The organism is Microcystis sp. M_QC_C_20170808_M3Col (assembly GCF_007095505.1).
Lineage (GTDB): Bacteria > Cyanobacteriota > Cyanobacteriia > Cyanobacteriales > Microcystaceae > Microcystis.
In genome coordinates this window covers 1-15,600 of sequence record NZ_SFBY01000102.1, presented here as the reverse complement: position 1 = coordinate 15,600, position 15,600 = coordinate 1, and the positions used below count along the sequence as shown (strand labels likewise).

Below are 15,600 nucleotides of genomic sequence, written 5' to 3'. Positions count from 1 at the left end.
TCAGGGAAAAAGTCCCTGAATTTTCCCCCCAATCACTCCAAGGGTCGGCACTTTTTGAGGGAAAAAAAGTCTAAAAACCTTGTTGGATAAGGTTTTTAGATTTATTCAGCAAACCCTAAGTAGGGAGGCACAATTATTTGTAGGATGGGTTAGCGCACTTCGTAACATGAGCGGGCGTTGGGTTTAATGCTTCAACCCAACCTAGGTTCTTCTCGTCACTTTCGGGAATGGGTGAACAACGGGAAATAGTTGCGGGTTCGGGATGGCGGGGTAGCGATCGGCGTTGCTGCGCTGGAGGCGAGTGTGGTAAGGTTGTTATGATATAATCATTAGATAACATCGTACTGTTAGTGGATAAGCTCCTATGGCTTGTAAAGAGAATCACTTAACTGATTGGAAAATCACCAAACGTATTCCGATTAATAAAGATAACTCTAAAAAAATTTCCGATTCTTTTTCTTCTGATAATTATTTAAAAAAAGAATTAATGGAGATTTTTTGGTTAAAAAATATAGAGATTTTCACGTTACTGAGGTATCGACAAGTTTTGCCAACAAAGGGTTTAAGCCCCTTGCCCATGCCTCATTCTGATGAAAACTGCTATAAAATCGTCATTGTCAAAGATCGCGATCAAAGTTTTTTTAGGAAGGTTGATGAATGTTTGACAAAAATTGTTGAAAATTTATACGAAAGCAAAGTTTTTTTTGAATCTATTTCTTGGCAATCTGCAAAAACCAATGACAAAATAAACAAAGAAATTAAAGACATAGCTGGCAACATTAAAATTCTTTTTGAAAAAAGAGAATGGTATCAAGTCTATAATGCAATAGATCATGCAATTTTTGCAATTAAAAATTTTGTTGAACTAAATTCACAAGACGCTACATATATCGACCTCAAAACCATCGCTTTTTTAAGAGAAAAAGCTGGAAATTTATATCGAGATTTTCGTATTCTCGATAACAATTGGAATTCTTTAAAAATAATTATCGCAAAATATTGCAGTTATTCTGAAAGAGATTTATTTTATCTAGAAGAAGACTTTTTAAAAGTTTTTTCAGAAAAATTAGAAACGTTTGGTGACAAGCTAGAAGATTACATTGATTTTTTTGATATTGAAACTCTTCAAGATATTCAAGTAATAATGAGCGATATAATCGATCAGTCTCGTAAAAAAAATATAGATTTCAGTACGCCGACTGATTCCAAAAACTCTTTTAGAGTTCGGATTCGCAATGCGGCTGGATTTATTGACAGACTAATTGATTTTGTGGTTGAAGAGTCGGAGTCCGAAGATCAAGAGATTCTGGAAGTGATCGCTAATCACAGTAATTTTACTTTTTTGAAAGAGGAAAATATAAAAGAGGAGTATGTTAAAAATTGAATCAAGTGTCCGTTTTTTATAAAAAAGGAGATGTGGTATATGCTCCCTTTCCCTATCAGGATAATACAGAAGAAGAGAAAGAAAGGCCTGTTCTAATCCTCGCTCCTGTCTTAGAGGGAAAAGGGTTTATCTGCGCTTACATAACTAGCAATTCTAATAAAAGATCGGGGATGCTAGAAATTAAGCGGAGGGATTTTAAAGAAGGACATCTAGATGATGGATACGAAGCTTCTTATGTTAGACCGGACTGCATATCTACACTTAATAGAGAATTATTTAGAAGAAAATGCGGGACTTTGAGAGATGAAGTCGTAGATGAAATTATTCAAACTCTTATTGAATTATTGCAAGAACCACCTCAATCACCTCCCCCCCCTAAAAGTATAGAACGGCCTCCTAAACCTAAAAAGAAAAATTTTTAAAATAAAATATGCACTAAATCTGATAATCCATGACGAAAACCACCTTACCACCCCGTGCGTTGGCACTTAAGGCCGCGGTCATCTTCTTGGGATAGGGGAGATTGAGATTATTCATTAACTGAATAAAATCCTCGCGATTGCGGCCGGCGAAACGGGGATTCCAGCGCTTTTCCTCACCGATCGAGGAGACCGTTCTTCCCAGATAATCGTGACAGGGATAAACAAGCGTATCGTCGGGGAGAGTGAATAACTTCTCCGTCACCGTCCTGTATAGTACTTCCGGCGAACCCTTCTGAAAATCGGTGCGACCGCAACCGCGAATTAAGAGTGCATCCCCCGTTAATAGGCGTTTTTCATCGATGAGATAGGCCATATGACTATCGGTGTGGCCCGGAGTGGCGATCGCTTTTAGCTGCTGACCTGCCACGATCCAGAGGTCGCCATCGCGCACATAACCATCGATATCGTTCACTTCCGCGTTTTCGGGAACGAGGATCGAACAGTTGGTTAACTCGCGTAATCGGTGCGCTCCGGTGATATGGTCGGCGTGGACATGGGTTTCCATCGTGTAGCCTAGAGTTAACCCCAACTGCCAAAGAATCTGCCGATCGCGATCAACCTGTTCCAGGACCGGATCGATTAAAATCGCCTCCCCCGTACCCGAATCAGCGATCAGATAGGTGTAGGTACTCGATTCCCTATCGAAAAGCTGGCGGAAAATCGGCGCTGCCGGCCCGAATGCGATCGAGTAACCGGCGGGGAGAGAAGTTCTCTCTTTGAGCGATCGCAACAACTCCCGGGCCAGTTCGGCCGCCTGTAAACGCAGTTCGGGAATAGCGGTGGTTTCCCAGAGATCGCCTTTGCGGGGATTTCCCAAGGTGTACAGCGTGTCCGATGCCGTACCGTCTGGCCTGAGAATCGCCCCGTTGTCCGCGGTTTCGATGCCGCAATTCAAAGGATGGGGACGGATTAACCCCCGTTGGCGAAGATGAACGACGAGGGGATCGGTTATGGTCGCGTAATCGTTACCCGCGCCGGTACAGTTAATGATTCGATCGATCGGTAGGTTTAACAGGTTTCCCGTTCCCCGTTGACGGATAGTAACCTCTACACAGCCGTTTTTAACCTCAGCACTTTCAATTCTTCCCCCATGATAGGTTAATTGTCCCGATTCTACGGCCTCGTCGAGGATACCGGCGATCTCGTCGGCGAGGCGATGGCGAAGAACCTCCCAATAGGCTTTCAGGTGGCGTAGAAATCTGGCGCGTTCCGCTATCGGCAGACAATGCCATAGACCTTGAGATATCGGGCGTAAGGCGTTTAAAACGGCGCGCCAGTCGTGACCTCGACTCTCTGCGGTTTTTACCTCCGCGCGAATCTGCCGTAGGAGTCCCCGCGTGGTCTGGGGCGCGGTTTCGAGGGTGAGGAACGGGGGATAGGGATCGGTGGGGCGGTGCGTTCGGGGGATCAGGCCATGACGGGAAACCGCGTGGATTTTGCCCGTGAATCCCCTTTGTGCCAGGGAAACCACCATATCCACCATCGTTAACCCCGTACCGACGATCAAGATCGTCCCGTCGGGTTTTAGCTCGGTGAGTGTGTCCGTCTCCCATGCGTCGCGGAGATAGAGGGAATTGAGAGACGCGAGGGGTTGGGGAACCGTTGCGGGAAAATTGCCCAGCGCCAGAACTACTTTAGCGGCGCTGATTTTCTTGCCTCCTTTTAGGGTAATCGTCGCCTTTTCCCCGTCGAGTGTCAGATCGATCGCCGCATCGGTAAATGTTTCCAGACGGTGATCGGCAATGGCGTTTTCCCTCGCTTCTTCTAGGATCGATCGGATGTATTTGCCGTACACTAGACGCGGTACGAAGCTGGCCGGATCGATCGATCGATAGCCGTTATCCGCTAACCAGTGGAGGAAATGTTCGGGATCGTCCTCGAAGGCGCTCATTTTGCCGGCAGGAATATTGAGCAGGTGGCCGCTATCTCGCGTTCCGTAGGCGATCCCCGTACCGAGGGGTTTTCGGTGATCGATCAGGGCGATCGATAATGGAGTCCCCGTGTCGCGTAATAGGTTCGCCGTCACGAGGGAACCACTAAATCCTCCCCCGATAATGGCGATGTCGAAAGTTGCAGAAAATTGATTCCGGTCAATGTAGCTCATAGATAACTATCGGGGGGAGAATTAGGGGTATGGTAAGGGTGTCCTTGTGGAGAAAAGAAGCGTTTGGTTGAGCATTTAGGTCATCGATAGGCGATGCCCATTTGTTGAAAAATAGTATTAACTCGCCAATGTCGGTTTTTGCAGGAAGCTTCGGCCGCTATCTGTTGTTTTTTAATTCTCATAACAAATCCTTTTTTAATAGCATGATTAACTCCCAAGTTATCGATTGTTTCTCCCTGCTCTGGTGTTCCCCACTCTGCTAGACCTTTTAAGGAGGATTTAGTATTACTTGGTCTAGCCAAAAGACGATTTTTAGGCATTATTATTTAATACATTAAAAATAAACGATAGGATTTGCTGTCAATTAAGATATAAATCCCTAGAACAATATAGATAAAAGGACTAATTTTATGTCCGTAGTTTGTAACCACTTTAGCTATCCTGGGATGGGTAATCAAAAAATAGGCTAGGGCGCACCAAATCCCCATCATGAGATAAAAAATTATCATGATAATTAAGACGTGCATCGGGGAATTATTGGCAAAAAGAGAGGTATAGATACCAATATTATCACCACCATTAGCCACAGTCACGGCAGCAACGTAATAGGTTTGGGAGGGAAAACGAGGAACAAAGGAGCGATTTCTAGAAGAATTAACATCTTCTCTTACTTCTTGAATGTAATCCTCATTTTCCCTAGACAAAAGTTGTTTAATGCCGATAATTAGAGGAATAAATCCTAATAGACCAATCCATTCTTTAGAAACCAGTAACCCAAATAGTAAACCGAGGGAACTAGCTAGGAGAATGAGGGTAAAACCGAGGTATTGACCAATAATCAGGTGTCGAGGTCGAAAATTAGCATTAAGTCGCGAGAAAAACAACATTAGCACCATCAGATCATCAAGATTTGTGGCTACAAAACTCGTCACGCTAGTAATTAAAAGGGTTACTAACCAATTCATAGATTGAAAAAAGAGATAATCCTTCCCATTCTAAATCTCATAGTGCCAGATTTCCTCCTCTCGTAAAAGAAGACGATGGACAGGAAGACGTTCCACGGACCCCTGTTGTTCAAGATGATTAAGTGCGCGGGTAATAGTGACTCTAGTAGTTCCTAATAAGTCAGCGATATCCTGATGAGTTAGACGCACATCAATTAATTGTCCGGTACCGGTTTGTTTGCCAAATTGATTGCCTAACCATGCCAGTAATTTCAAGACCATAATATCAGTACGTTTGTAGCTACGAATAATACTTAGTTCTTGTGCTTGCTGAAGATGAGACAGCAGAATTTCTGCCATTTGATAACTCTCAACTGTGGAAAAGGAAACTGCTTGTACAGGACTAATGCACTCAACTTGATAGGGATTGACTCTCTCTAGGGTTTTACCGACAAAACTGCCAGGTCCCCACAATCCCAAGACGATCAGGGTTCCATCTTCTAACCAAGTGGAGGTTTTCACGACTCCACTCTCGATTTTCCAGAAATTAGGATTTCTGAGGGGCAAAATTGCCCGATTATCAAAGTGCCAGCGATGGGGGGTTGGTGGTTGATAGGTAAGCGTCATGATTGATAATTAATTTTGATTAGGTACTTAGTCAGTCAAAAGCACGAGGCTGTCGGGAAAGGGGCTTTTTAGACAAGTTAAGGGTTTTTTGAGAATTTTGGGGTAAAAATGATAATTACCCCAAAAAAGACTGATTTTATGCCCTTGCAAGCCCTATTTATTTCGGGGTGTTAGTCTTCTCCAGTTCCGTCGTGGCCGAGGAGATCAGTTCTTGCCAAGCTCGATCGCTTTCCTGTAGAGTCTGTTTAACCGCGTCGATGGTCTTTTCCACGCGAGTTTTCAGGAAAGGGGAAGCACTGTCTTTGAGTCGTTCGGTGTCGTCGGCTAAGATATCGATCGTCTCGGAGGTATTAACGAGGCTCTTTTCTAGGGTAATAAGGTTGTTTTGCAGGGTTTCACTGAGTTTAGCCCCGGATTTGGTCAATTTTTTCGTCAATTTACTCACTTTTTCCCCTAGATCGTCAATATTATCCGCTAAGTCCTCTAGGTTGTCCTGTTGAGCTTCGATAATCTTCTTGTCGAGAGAAGGAGCGGCTAGTTGAGCATTTAGGTCATCGATAGCCGATTTTGCGGCTTGGATGGCTTTTTCATAGGCAATTTGGGCATCTTCGAGAATTTTTGGGCTAGAAACCTCATTCTTTTTCTTAACTGGTTCCACCACGGTGCCACCCGTTGCCGTTGCACGGTCGATGACGGCTAACTGTTCGGGGAGTAGGGGCAAGGCGATCGCATTTACTCTTCCCCCTAGGAGCAAAGTGACAGTTAAGAGGAAAATCAGCAGCCGGAAAACTTGATTTTTGAGGCTTTGAAAGCTCTTATTTCGGTTGATCATGATTTGATTTTCTCCTGTTCGGAAAATTGGTTAGTCTATCTGGATTTTATCATATCAAATTTTTATTTAACAAGAAATTTTATAAATAATTTATTGTATTTTTTGCCAATAAATCGCAGACAAAAATATAATCTTTTTGAGCCAAAAGCCATTGTAGAAAAGCTTTTGCTCTCTCAAAGAAAATTAATTTTTATCAGTTTTTCATTAATGAGATGCTGAATTATCCGATGGATTTATTTCTTGATTAATCGGGGATATTTTCTTACGACCTTTAATATATTTGCCTAAAGATTTATTTTTCTTAAGTCGTTTAATGCCACTTAAAGTGCACAGAGAGAATAGAGTTCCCACCAGAACCATCTGCCATAAACCGCAACCAGAAGCCGCGCCTAATCCTGCAGCTAACCAGATAGTCGCCGCCGAAGTCAAACCTTTTACTTGTACCTTATTTAGTTCCCGATGGGATTGTTGTAGGATGATTCCCGCCCCTAAAAAACCGACACCAGAAGCGACCCCTTGAATAGTGCGACTGAGAGCATTAGAAGACGCATAACCCACATCTCCCTCCGCTTGTAGGGGAATCATCACGAACAGGGCGGCCCCGAGACTAACGATGATAAAAGTTCTCAATCCGGCGGGACGACCGCCTCGCTGTCGGTTATAACCAATCAGACAGCCGACGGCCATAGCCATACTCAGCCGAAAAATAATCGTTTGCCAATCTTCCGAGTCAAAAAACATTGCTTAACCCATCAAATGAGATAAAAACTTCCCCTAACCAATCAAGGCCTTTTCCAGATCCCGCTTTAAATCGTTCCTATTCTCGATCCCGATCGATAATCGTAGTAAAGCTGTTGTTATACCTCGTTTTAAGCGTTCTGTTTCTGGCATTGCTGCGTGAGTCATCAAAGAGGGATAACAGACCAAAGACTGTCCTAGGGACTTGCGCTTTGATAATGTACCATTTAGGGCTTGTCTGATTCTTCTACAGAGCGATTATCTGGCTGGGATATTATTCCTACGCAAGTCCCCTATTAGTCGATATCTTCGAGGTCTTTAAACAGGGCCGTGCTGAGGTAACGTTCCCCGAAACTAGGCTGAATCATGACGATTAATTTATCTTCGTTTTCGGGTCTTTTGCCCACCTGAATCGCCGCCCATAAAGCGGCCCCGGCCGAGATGCCAGATAGTAATCCTTCCTGACGAGCTAACCGTCGCGCGTAGGCGAAAGCCTCTGTATCATCGACGATAATCACCTCATCGATTAATTCGGGGCGGAAAATTGCCGGGATAAAACCGGCGCCGATGCCTTGGATTTTGTGCGGCCCCGGTTGTCCTCCCGATAAGACGGGACTATTAGAGGGTTCAACTGCGATCGCTTGAAATTGGGGACGACGGGGTTTAATGGTTTCGGCAATACCGGTAATGGTTCCCCCGGTTCCCACGCCACCAATAACGATATCTACCTGGCCATCGGTATCGGCCCAGATTTCTTCGGCGGTGGTTTCCCGGTGAATTTTCGGGTTGGCCGGGTTGCGGAACTGTTGCAAACTATAGGCGTTGGGGGTATTTTCGACTATTTCCTCGGCCCGGGCGATCGCTCCTTTCATGCCTTGGCTACCCGGGGTTAACTCTAATTGCGCCCCGTAGGCTTTTAACATTGCCCGTCGTTCTAAACTCATGGTTTCAGGCATAGTCAGGACTAGGCGATAGCCTTTGGCCGCCGCTACCATGGCCAGGGCGATGCCGGTATTACCGGAAGTGGGTTCCACCAGAATTGTTTTATCGGGGTGAATCAGTCCGGCGGCTTCAGCGTCCTCCACCATACTGACACCAATGCGATCTTTAACCGAGGCGGCCGGGTTCATGCTTTCCAGTTTGACCACGATGCGGGCTTTTACTCCCTCTGCCACTGGGATGCGATTCAGTTGGACTAGGGGAGTCCGTCCTACCAATTGGGTGATGTCTCTTGCGATCGGCATAATCCCACTTGCTTTATACTTGTTGGCTATTTTGATTATATATGTATTTAAGATGTTTTACAATACTTTTTAAGTCAGAGTACACTGCAAAATGCTGGTGTTGGCACCTCTGATCACAACGTCGGCGGGGATTATCCCTGTCGATTTTTTTGCCTTGCCACTTTTTTTGTATATCGAAGCACAATCGACAAAATTGCCCCCGGAAATTTCCCTCAATTTAGTTAATTATTATTGGTATATAAAAGCACATTTGTTTAAACAACTTAAACGAATTATTAGAGAGATGAAAAGAGCGATACTTTTTCTCAGTATAGGGTTACACATTTAAGAAAGTTTTCTGAGATTTGTGCTGAAAAATTATTTTTTTGCGGTTTTTTTAGGAAACAATTTTTAATAAATAAAAGTAGGAAAATGGTCTATAAAATAATTCATGGCAAAAACGAAGTGTGTCTAGGAGCGTCAATAAACGCTAAATTCAATTAACAAGAATTGTTCCTCGATATACAAAAAAACCTGGCCAAGGGAGAGTAAAATTTTTCCAAGGACGATAGTATAGTCCCAAGAAAAAAACTCCCAGATACTTTATCGGAAAAAATAAAGAAAAGCCAGAGAAATCAACCTCGATATTTTGCCGAAACCAATCATCATTATAGGAGATGAAAACTATGGTGTTAGATGCCTTTGCCAAAGTCGTTTCTCAGGCCGATACCCGCGGGGAATACCTGAGCGAGAATCAAGTCAATGCCCTAATTGCCTTCGTCAAAGATGGTAATAAACGCGTCGATGTGGTTAATCGTCTTTCCAGTAATTCTTCTGCGATCGTTACCGATGCTGCGCGTAGTTTGTTTTCAGAACAGCCCGTTTTAGTTGCCCCCGGTGGCAACGCTTATACAAACCGACGTGCCGCCGCCTGCTTGCGGGATTTGGAAATTATCCTGCGCTACGTTACCTATGCCACCTTCACCGGCGATGCCAGCATCCTCGATGATCGCGCCTTGAACGGTCTCCGGGAAACCTACGTCGCCCTAGGGGTTCCGGGGGCTTCTGTTGCAGCTGGAATTCTCAAGCTCAAAGACGCTTCCCTTGCCCTAGCGGCCGATCCCAACGGGATCACTCGCGGGGATTGCAGTTCTTTACTAGCAGAAGTCGCTTCTTACTTCGATCGAGCGGCGGCGGCAGTTTCCTGATGCTGTGACTTTCTTATCTCAATCCGATTAAACTTTTGTAGGAGCAATTCCATCAATGACCAAGACACCTTTAACCGAAGCGGTGGCTACTGCCGATTCCCAAGGCCGTTTTCTCAGCAGTGCTGAATTACAAGTGGCATTCGGTCGTTTCCGTCAGGCCGCCATCACCCTAGAAGCGGTAAAAATCCTCGCCCAAAAAGCCCCCAGTTTAGCCCAAGAAGCAGCCAACGCTGTCTATCAAAAATTTCCCTACACCACCCAACTCCAGGGGCCGAACTATGCCTACGATGAGCGAGGGAAATCCAAGTGCGTTCGCGATATCGGCTACTATATCCGGATTATCACCTATGCCCTCGTGGTAGGTGGGACAGGCCCGATCGATGAATATCTAGTCGCCGGTTTGAGCGAAATTAATAGTGCCTTTGAGCTATCTCCTAGTTGGTATATCGAAGCCTTAAAATACATCAAAACCAATCACGGATTAAGTGGGGATGCTGCTGTGGAAGCTAATTCCTACATCGATTATGTGATCAACGCCCTTAGCTAATTTACGTCAACTTCACATCAAAATAAGCTCAAATCTCCTAAATTTACCTCGGGATGAGCGCCGAGGTTTTTTTGCGTCCGTCTAATACTAAATCCGTTGAGTATAGGCTACATATCAGGAGAGGCAAAAGGCAAAACGGAGAATAAATAGGGTCTGCTGAAAAAGTTTTTCCTAGGGGTAGGGTGTAGGGTGTGGGGTGTGGGGTGTGGGGTTTTACCGATTTTGAGGGGGTCAATTACCTAATTTTTAGGGAAAAAGTCCCGGAATTTCCCCCTGATCACTCCCATATCTGGTACTTTTGGATTTCAAAAAAGCCTAAAGATATTATCCAACAAGGTTTTTAGATTTATTCAGCAAGCCCTAAATAATCAGTTTTTAATAACTGGATTTAGTCTAACTTGGTCGTCGTCGGGAACCTACTCCAACAAAAAAGCAAAAAAAAACCATCTTGGGCAAGATGGTTGCACACAACGAGTATAAACCGACAAACTTGACTTCAGACGGCTTTTTCTGGCCCGGTAGCGACGGGCAGCTCCGTGGTGCTGTACTCTGTCCAAGAACCCTCATAAATTCGCACCTTGGGATAACCGAGCAGATGTTTGAGGACAATGTACTGTAAAGTCGCTTCCCGTCCCGTACTGCAACTGACAATAATATTATCGGAGGGCTTGATGTTGCGTTGGGCAAGAATCTTGCTGATTTCGTCTAAAGATTTCAATTTATGGGGATTTTTCAGGGATTCATCGGGATTATTTGCTTCCGTAAAAGTCGGCCAGGGTATATTTTTCGCCCCCGGAATATGACCATTTCTCAGCCAGATATCCTGTTTCCCCTGAAAAAGTTCTTCGGGTCTGGGATCGATAAAAACCACATCCGGTTTGCCGATCAACTTCTCTACTTCTGCTAAAGTCACCCGAATCGAGGGATGATCACGGACAGTAAAGCTTCCGGGTTGATATTTAGGGAATTCTTTAGTTACCTTCTGTTCAGAACCCTTATAGCCCTTAAAACCCCCATCTAAGACGGCCACATCTCGCCAACCCGATCGCTCTAGTAAATAGGCGACCATGGTTGCCCCCAAGACATCGCGACCATCGGAATATACTACCACTCGATCGCCATTAGTGATTCCCGCGGCGGCAAAGAGACTGCCAATTTTATCCTCTTGCCAATATTGAACCGGTAAAAATCCGTTTGGACCACGAAAATTATTGTCGGCTATATTCACCGCTTTCGGTAAATGACCGGTGATATATTCCAAAGGATTAATCCGCACATCGAGAATTTTTAACTTCGGATCGTTGAGATTTTGGGCTACCCACGCCGGCGATACAAAGTCTATCTTGGTCTCAGATTTCGACGTGGCCATCAGGGGCGATGACGGTGCTAAGGTAAAGGTTAAAATGCACAGAAGAACTAAAGTGAGAAAAGTAAGGGGACGGCTTTGAAACCGTCCTAGGGATAGACCCTTCCCTTGACGCAGTTTTGGTTTCATGATTCAGTGTCAGCGACGAATATCAAACGATAATTACTATAGGGCTTTGATTAGCTTTATCCCAAAATTTAGGTATAACGTGATATTTTTCTTGGGCAGCAAGTCGGTCAACTAATTATTAATTTCTCCTTATTTCCTGATCGCCTTGGGTGTCTTTAATAACTGTTGCCACCAGATATGAACTAGGAGGGACCAAGCGATCGCTAAAAGCCAAGCGGCAAGGATATCGCTAGGAAAGTGAACTCCTAAATAAAGACGAGTCCAAGCAATAACCAAGACGAAGGGAATCCCCAGTAAAACTACCCCTAAAAACCAGCGCGTTCTCCAAGATAGGATCAGTAAAGAAACCACTAACAGGGAACTAAATAAAGCATGGCCACTAGGGAAGGAAAAATCGTGGGGTAAGGGATAAAATAACTCCCAAAATTGCGGGCGATTCCGACGAAAAAGCATCTTGAGGTTATAACTAATAGCCCAACCTCCCGTCATGGTTACAAGGAGATAAGCGAACCCATACCAGTATTTTTTTAGGGCAAAAATCAGCAGTAAAATTGTCAGTATCGGGGCCACTCCCCAATAAGTGCCTAATCCCGTTAGTTTTATCGCCAAAAAATTTAGGTTTAAATTAGCGGTTTGATGAATAGATAGCATCAGGGATTTTTCCCAAGCAAATCCTTGGGGATACTGGCGAATAGCGATCGCTAAATACGTAAAAGTTAGCGATGTTAACAAGATAAACAAGAAAATTAAGCTATTGTTTAAGTAAGTTTTGGGAATCACGGGGAAAAAGTGGTGATCGAGGATAACAGGGGCATTTCTAAAACCTGAAAATGCAGCAAAGCTAGGATTACTAAAGTATAAACTGTCGAGGAAAGTAATCCATTTCTCAATTCTTTTTGCCAATTGCGTTCTTCTTTCTCTCCACCGATTAATTCTTTCGTCCCGAATTGCATTAGCAGAATTCCCACAAGATTAGATAACCAATAACCAACCATGGCCGCCGGTAGAAAAAAATCGGCGTGCAAGCAAGCAATTAAACGACCGAAACCGTAGGCGATCGGCAGATTAAAAATTAGATCGTTCCACCAACACAGGGGCGATAATAAGTAACCGATCAATACCAAGGTTCCGTTTTTGATTTTGTCAAGTAGATACATCTTTTTTTTTAGCTACTAACTATCAGCTTTGTTTTTTTTGCCATCAGCAATCAACTATCTCTGCCATTACTTTTGAAAAATGTTGTTAGCCACTTTTCTAGTTATAATCACAGTTATCTAAGTAGGTAGGTGTTATGTCAGACACCCCCCTTATTAAGGGGGGATCAAAGACAACATCTATCTTTTATTTAATTCCACCCACTTACTGATCTAGCTGACGGCTGACGGATCAAGACTAATTAACGCTGGATTTGGTCAAAAATCGCCCCATCAGCAAAGAATTTTTTCTGGATCTCCTCCCAACTACCGATCGCCGTAGAGGGGAACAGATTCGACACTTTTGGGTATTGTTTACTAAACTCTTTGGCCACATTAGCATTAACCGGACGGAAACCCACCTTGGCGAATTCCCGCTGCGCTTCCGGAGTAAAGAGAAATTGGGCAAAAGCCGTCGCTACTTCCCGGGTTTTGCGTTTATCAACTATTTTATCCACTACGGCCACGGGCGGATCGATCGAAACATTGACCGAAGGAATAGTATAGGAAAAACCGGTTTCTCCTTTTTGACGGGCCAGAATCACCTCGTTTTCGTAGTTAAGCAGCACATCCCCCTGATCCTGTTTAAAGAAGACATCGCTGGCTTCCCGGGCATCTTTGGGTAGTACAGGAACGTTTTTATAGACATTGCGGACGAAATTGGTCGCTTGTTGTTCGTTGCCGCCAGTTCGAGTTACCGATCCCCACAAGGCCAGAAAATTCCACCGGGCCACCCCAGAGGTTTTCGGGTTGGCAGTGATGACTTTAATCCCCGATTTTGCTAGATCCGGCCAGTTGCGGATTGCTTTCGGATTGCCCTGACGAGTAACTAAAGCTACCACGGAACGAGTGGCGATGCCGTTATTGGGGAGTTCTTTCTGCCAACCGGGGTTAACTAAACCTGCTTTTTGCAAGCGTTCCACATCGGAACCGATAGCCAAATTTACCACATCTGCATCTAATCCGTCGATAACAGCGCGGGTTTGGGAACCAGAGCCGCCATAACTCTGTTTAATCACCACATCCTGTTTTTTCTCTCTTTTCCATTTGTTGACGAATAGAGGGATGATTTTCGAGTAGGCCGATTGAGTCACCGCGTAGGAAACCAGGGTGATTTCCACGGTTTGTTGTTTAGCTTGCTGTTTATCCGCACCTGCCAGCAGATTACTCGATGCCGATAGGGGACTAAAAGCTAGTCCGATTCCCGTTGTGACGACGGCAGCCGTAGCGAGAGAAATAAAAGGTAATAGGGTTTTCGGTTTTTGGGGTCTAGGCTCATGGATCACGATGTCATCGGCTCCTTTGTTTATTTATGGGAGATTGCTAGGTATTTTCTCTGAAATTGTATTTTATATGAAATGAAAAACAATTTCAATACATTGAAGAAAAATTTATACACTCTTAGTTAGGTTAGATGCAAATAAATAAAGCCATTAATGGCTTGATTAGCTCAAAAAACTGGAAATATTCGATTTATACGGCTTAAATGTGCCTTTAAATTCGCCTGAAGCCTCTTTATGCTTCCAGAATAGAGATTTTATCGTTTTTATGGAGAAGAAAGAATTTTTTAGCGATCAAAAACCTCTCCCTAGGTGGCTTCACCGGTGAAGTTAGCGGACCTTAGCAACTATTCCCCTAAAATTGAAGCGGTCTAACGACTTCAATCAATGAGCAGGGTGCGTTCTCAAAAATCTATTGGTAGAACAGTAGAACTTGCATTAGGGAACGCACCCTACAGCTACAGCGATAGCTTGTGTATGTATGTTAAAATGTCTGTTATTCGAATCCAGAGGCTTAAGCCATGAGTAATAAAGAAGCAGTTATTGAGCTTGTTAAACGTCTCCCTGAGGACATTTCTTTGATAGAGATCGCTGAGCAAGTCAGGTTTATTGCCGCTATTCAAGAGGGATTTGAAGCAATTGACTTGGGTAAGGGTCTGCCAGTGGAAACGGTTGAAAAAATGATGGAATCATGGACTACAAAGTAATTCTTTCGCCCCAGGCTATTCGTGATTTAGAAACTATCGTCCGCTATGTCGCAATTACGAATCCTGAATTAGCGAAAAAATTAGGTCAACAATTACTCGATAAAACTAAAGACTTAGGTTTTTTTCCTTTTCGAGGTCGATTGGAAACGCTAATCTCAGCGAAGCGGATTAGCGTAGTTCATGAACCGATTCACCAGGTTAGCGTCGCTAGATTTTGGCACACAGCTAGAGGTTTTTTAGAATAGAGTTTTGCCATTTGTTTAACCGATCGCCCTTCAAATCACAAATAATAGGACAGCGTTTATTGACCTCGCCCTGGCTTACAGTCGGCAAAACTTAATGCCTCTGTGTCTAAAAAACTGGCGATCGCCATCTCAATAATCGCTTCAACGGGATAATCAATTTCAGTAGCGCGAGCAATCAAAGCATCCTGTATCCAGTCTGGTAAGCGTCTTAAAATAATTTCTGCATCAGTGGACGAGATTTGCTCTGAAAGTTTCGCTTGCATGGGTTAGGACTCCATAGGAATTTGAACATTTCGACACTCTCGCCGTCAAGCTACGCTGTGACGGGAGATTCTTGCTTCTACTCCTCTTAACTAGGGTTTGCTGAAAGAAGCTACAACCTTTATTGGAAAGGGCTTTTAGCTTGATTGAGAGCTTCCCAAATGCACTTAAATCTGCGCTTAATCGCTCAAAACCCTTACATCTTCTCTCCTTAGTGCTAATGTACCGTAAAAGCGAGTTACCCTCAACGCCACCGGACAACTTCGAGTTTCCCTCGGAGGGGAAATTATCCCCAGACAATCGTTGGGTTATCATGGCCAATCTAATTCC

At 44.1% G+C, this 15,600-nt stretch carries 19 protein-coding genes and 1 pseudogene; 6 read left to right on the top strand and 14 right to left on the bottom strand.

Annotation, left to right across the window (positions count from 1 at the left end; translation table 11 throughout):
• Positions 1-364: 364 nt before the first annotated feature.
• Together EWV84_RS05180 and EWV84_RS05175 are read left to right on the top strand one after the other, a co-directional pair.
• The gene (locus EWV84_RS05180; RefSeq protein ID WP_287076884.1) at positions 365-1,384 is read left to right on the top strand and encodes a hypothetical protein; all 1,020 of its coding nucleotides are present in this window, start codon (positions 365-367) and stop codon (positions 1,382-1,384) included.
• 5 nt (positions 1,385-1,389) lie between these two features.
• Positions 1,390-1,806 carry a type II toxin-antitoxin system PemK/MazF family toxin gene (locus tag EWV84_RS05175; protein ID WP_287076883.1) on the top strand — a complete coding sequence of 139 codons (417 nt, stop codon included), beginning with the start codon at positions 1,390-1,392 and terminating at the stop codon, positions 1,804-1,806.
• Between the two features lie 13 nt (positions 1,807-1,819).
• On the opposite strand, the gene EWV84_RS05170 is transcribed toward EWV84_RS05175, so the two are convergent.
• From EWV84_RS05170 to cysK, 9 genes and pseudogenes are all read right to left on the bottom strand, one after another.
• Entirely contained in the window at positions 1,820-2,527 is a 708-nt protein-coding gene (locus EWV84_RS05170) for an MBL fold metallo-hydrolase (protein WP_287076888.1), read from the bottom strand.
• A gap of 963 nt (positions 2,528-3,490) precedes the next feature.
• Positions 3,491-3,970, bottom strand: a pseudogene (locus EWV84_RS05165) (FAD/NAD(P)-binding protein); the annotation flags it as partial.
• 80 nt (positions 3,971-4,050) lie between these two features.
• Positions 4,051-4,290, bottom strand: coding sequence for a hypothetical protein (locus tag EWV84_RS05160; protein ID WP_287076881.1), 240 nt, complete (start codon positions 4,288-4,290; stop codon positions 4,051-4,053).
• Positions 4,291-4,296: 6 nt separating this feature from the next.
• The gene (locus EWV84_RS05155) at positions 4,297-4,935 is read right to left on the bottom strand and encodes a cadmium resistance transporter (protein WP_286825175.1); all 639 of its coding nucleotides are present in this window, start codon (positions 4,933-4,935) and stop codon (positions 4,297-4,299) included.
• A 30-nt stretch (positions 4,936-4,965) separates the two neighbouring features.
• The gene (locus EWV84_RS05150) at positions 4,966-5,541 is read right to left on the bottom strand and encodes a Crp/Fnr family transcriptional regulator (protein WP_287076879.1); all 576 of its coding nucleotides are present in this window, start codon (positions 5,539-5,541) and stop codon (positions 4,966-4,968) included.
• A gap of 157 nt (positions 5,542-5,698) precedes the next feature.
• Positions 5,699-6,373 (bottom strand): hypothetical protein, encoded by a 675-nt coding sequence (locus EWV84_RS05145; protein ID WP_287076876.1) that lies wholly within the window; start codon positions 6,371-6,373, stop codon positions 5,699-5,701.
• A gap of 204 nt (positions 6,374-6,577) precedes the next feature.
• Complete coding sequence (locus EWV84_RS05140) at positions 6,578-7,114, bottom strand: MgtC/SapB family protein (protein ID WP_287076874.1); 537 nt, start codon at positions 7,112-7,114, stop codon at positions 6,578-6,580.
• Positions 7,115-7,147: 33 nt separating this feature from the next.
• The gene (locus tag EWV84_RS05135) at positions 7,148-7,354 is read right to left on the bottom strand and encodes a PLP-dependent transferase (protein ID WP_287076886.1); all 207 of its coding nucleotides are present in this window, start codon (positions 7,352-7,354) and stop codon (positions 7,148-7,150) included.
• 53 nt (positions 7,355-7,407) lie between these two features.
• Positions 7,408-8,355: a cysteine synthase A gene (gene cysK / locus EWV84_RS05130; protein WP_287076872.1), complete on the bottom strand. Its 948-nt coding sequence runs from the start codon at positions 8,353-8,355 to the stop codon at positions 7,408-7,410.
• Positions 8,356-9,023: 668 nt separating this feature from the next.
• On the opposite strand from cysK, the gene cpcB reads away from it, so the two are divergent.
• Together cpcB and cpcA are read left to right on the top strand one after the other, a co-directional pair.
• A complete protein-coding gene (cpcB, locus tag EWV84_RS05125) occupies positions 9,024-9,542 on the top strand; it encodes a C-phycocyanin subunit beta (protein ID WP_002733930.1) in 519 nt (172 codons plus the stop codon).
• 55 nt (positions 9,543-9,597) lie between these two features.
• On the top strand, positions 9,598-10,089 hold the full coding sequence (gene cpcA, locus EWV84_RS05120; protein ID WP_002732914.1) for a C-phycocyanin subunit alpha: 492 nt from the start codon (positions 9,598-9,600) through the stop codon (positions 10,087-10,089).
• Between the two features lie 496 nt (positions 10,090-10,585).
• Here cpcA and EWV84_RS05115 read toward each other — a convergent pair whose 3' ends face one another.
• From EWV84_RS05115 to EWV84_RS05100, 4 genes are all read right to left on the bottom strand, one after another.
• Positions 10,586-11,584, bottom strand: coding sequence for a sulfurtransferase (locus EWV84_RS05115; RefSeq protein ID WP_287076869.1), 999 nt, complete (start codon positions 11,582-11,584; stop codon positions 10,586-10,588).
• Between the two features lie 129 nt (positions 11,585-11,713).
• A complete protein-coding gene (locus tag EWV84_RS05110) occupies positions 11,714-12,364 on the bottom strand; it encodes a phosphatase PAP2 family protein (RefSeq protein ID WP_287076867.1) in 651 nt (216 codons plus the stop codon).
• On the bottom strand, positions 12,361-12,741 hold the full coding sequence (locus EWV84_RS05105) for a DUF7980 family protein (protein ID WP_287076866.1): 381 nt from the start codon (positions 12,739-12,741) through the stop codon (positions 12,361-12,363). The genes EWV84_RS05110 and EWV84_RS05105 overlap by 4 nt, the downstream gene beginning before the upstream one ends.
• 239 nt (positions 12,742-12,980) lie before the next feature.
• Positions 12,981-14,063: a sulfate ABC transporter substrate-binding protein gene (locus tag EWV84_RS05100; protein ID WP_287076864.1), complete on the bottom strand. Its 1,083-nt coding sequence runs from the start codon at positions 14,061-14,063 to the stop codon at positions 12,981-12,983.
• A gap of 515 nt (positions 14,064-14,578) precedes the next feature.
• On the opposite strand from EWV84_RS05100, the gene EWV84_RS05095 reads away from it, so the two are divergent.
• Both EWV84_RS05095 and EWV84_RS05090 read left to right on the top strand, forming a co-directional pair.
• A complete protein-coding gene (locus tag EWV84_RS05095; protein ID WP_286825158.1) occupies positions 14,579-14,764 on the top strand; it encodes a hypothetical protein in 186 nt (61 codons plus the stop codon).
• Positions 14,749-15,009 carry a type II toxin-antitoxin system RelE/ParE family toxin gene (locus tag EWV84_RS05090; RefSeq protein WP_287076862.1) on the top strand — a complete coding sequence of 87 codons (261 nt, stop codon included), beginning with the start codon at positions 14,749-14,751 and terminating at the stop codon, positions 15,007-15,009. The genes EWV84_RS05095 and EWV84_RS05090 overlap by 16 nt, the downstream gene beginning before the upstream one ends.
• 56 nt (positions 15,010-15,065) lie before the next feature.
• On the opposite strand, the gene EWV84_RS05085 is transcribed toward EWV84_RS05090, so the two are convergent.
• On the bottom strand, positions 15,066-15,272 hold the full coding sequence (locus EWV84_RS05085; RefSeq protein ID WP_147070942.1) for a hypothetical protein: 207 nt from the start codon (positions 15,270-15,272) through the stop codon (positions 15,066-15,068).
• Between the last annotated feature and the right edge of the window lie 328 nt (positions 15,273-15,600).

What these genes read in the sequence shown, in the direction of transcription:
- EWV84_RS05180 (WP_287076884.1), top strand. Translation starts at nt 365, where the DNA reads ATGGCTTGTAAAGAGAATCACTTAACTGATTGGAAAATCACCAAACGT.
- EWV84_RS05145 (WP_287076876.1), bottom strand. Translation starts at nt 6,373, where the DNA reads ATGATCAACCGAAATAAGAGCTTTCAAAGCCTCAAAAATCAAGTTTTC.
- EWV84_RS05095 (WP_286825158.1), top strand. Translation starts at nt 14,579, where the DNA reads ATGAGTAATAAAGAAGCAGTTATTGAGCTTGTTAAACGTCTCCCTGAG.
- EWV84_RS05085 (WP_147070942.1), bottom strand. Translation starts at nt 15,272, where the DNA reads ATGCAAGCGAAACTTTCAGAGCAAATCTCGTCCACTGATGCAGAAATT.
- EWV84_RS05140 (WP_287076874.1), bottom strand. Translation starts at nt 7,114, where the DNA reads ATGTTTTTTGACTCGGAAGATTGGCAAACGATTATTTTTCGGCTGAGT.
- cysK (WP_287076872.1), bottom strand. Translation starts at nt 8,355, where the DNA reads ATGCCGATCGCAAGAGACATCACCCAATTGGTAGGACGGACTCCCCTA.
- EWV84_RS05105 (WP_287076866.1), bottom strand. Translation starts at nt 12,741, where the DNA reads ATGTATCTACTTGACAAAATCAAAAACGGAACCTTGGTATTGATCGGT.
- EWV84_RS05090 (WP_287076862.1), top strand. Translation starts at nt 14,749, where the DNA reads ATGGACTACAAAGTAATTCTTTCGCCCCAGGCTATTCGTGATTTAGAA.
- EWV84_RS05160 (WP_287076881.1), bottom strand. Translation starts at nt 4,290, where the DNA reads ATGCCTAAAAATCGTCTTTTGGCTAGACCAAGTAATACTAAATCCTCC.
- EWV84_RS05155 (WP_286825175.1), bottom strand. Translation starts at nt 4,935, where the DNA reads ATGAATTGGTTAGTAACCCTTTTAATTACTAGCGTGACGAGTTTTGTA.
- EWV84_RS05115 (WP_287076869.1), bottom strand. Translation starts at nt 11,584, where the DNA reads ATGAAACCAAAACTGCGTCAAGGGAAGGGTCTATCCCTAGGACGGTTT.
- EWV84_RS05150 (WP_287076879.1), bottom strand. Translation starts at nt 5,541, where the DNA reads ATGACGCTTACCTATCAACCACCAACCCCCCATCGCTGGCACTTTGAT.
- cpcA (WP_002732914.1), top strand. Translation starts at nt 9,598, where the DNA reads ATGACCAAGACACCTTTAACCGAAGCGGTGGCTACTGCCGATTCCCAA.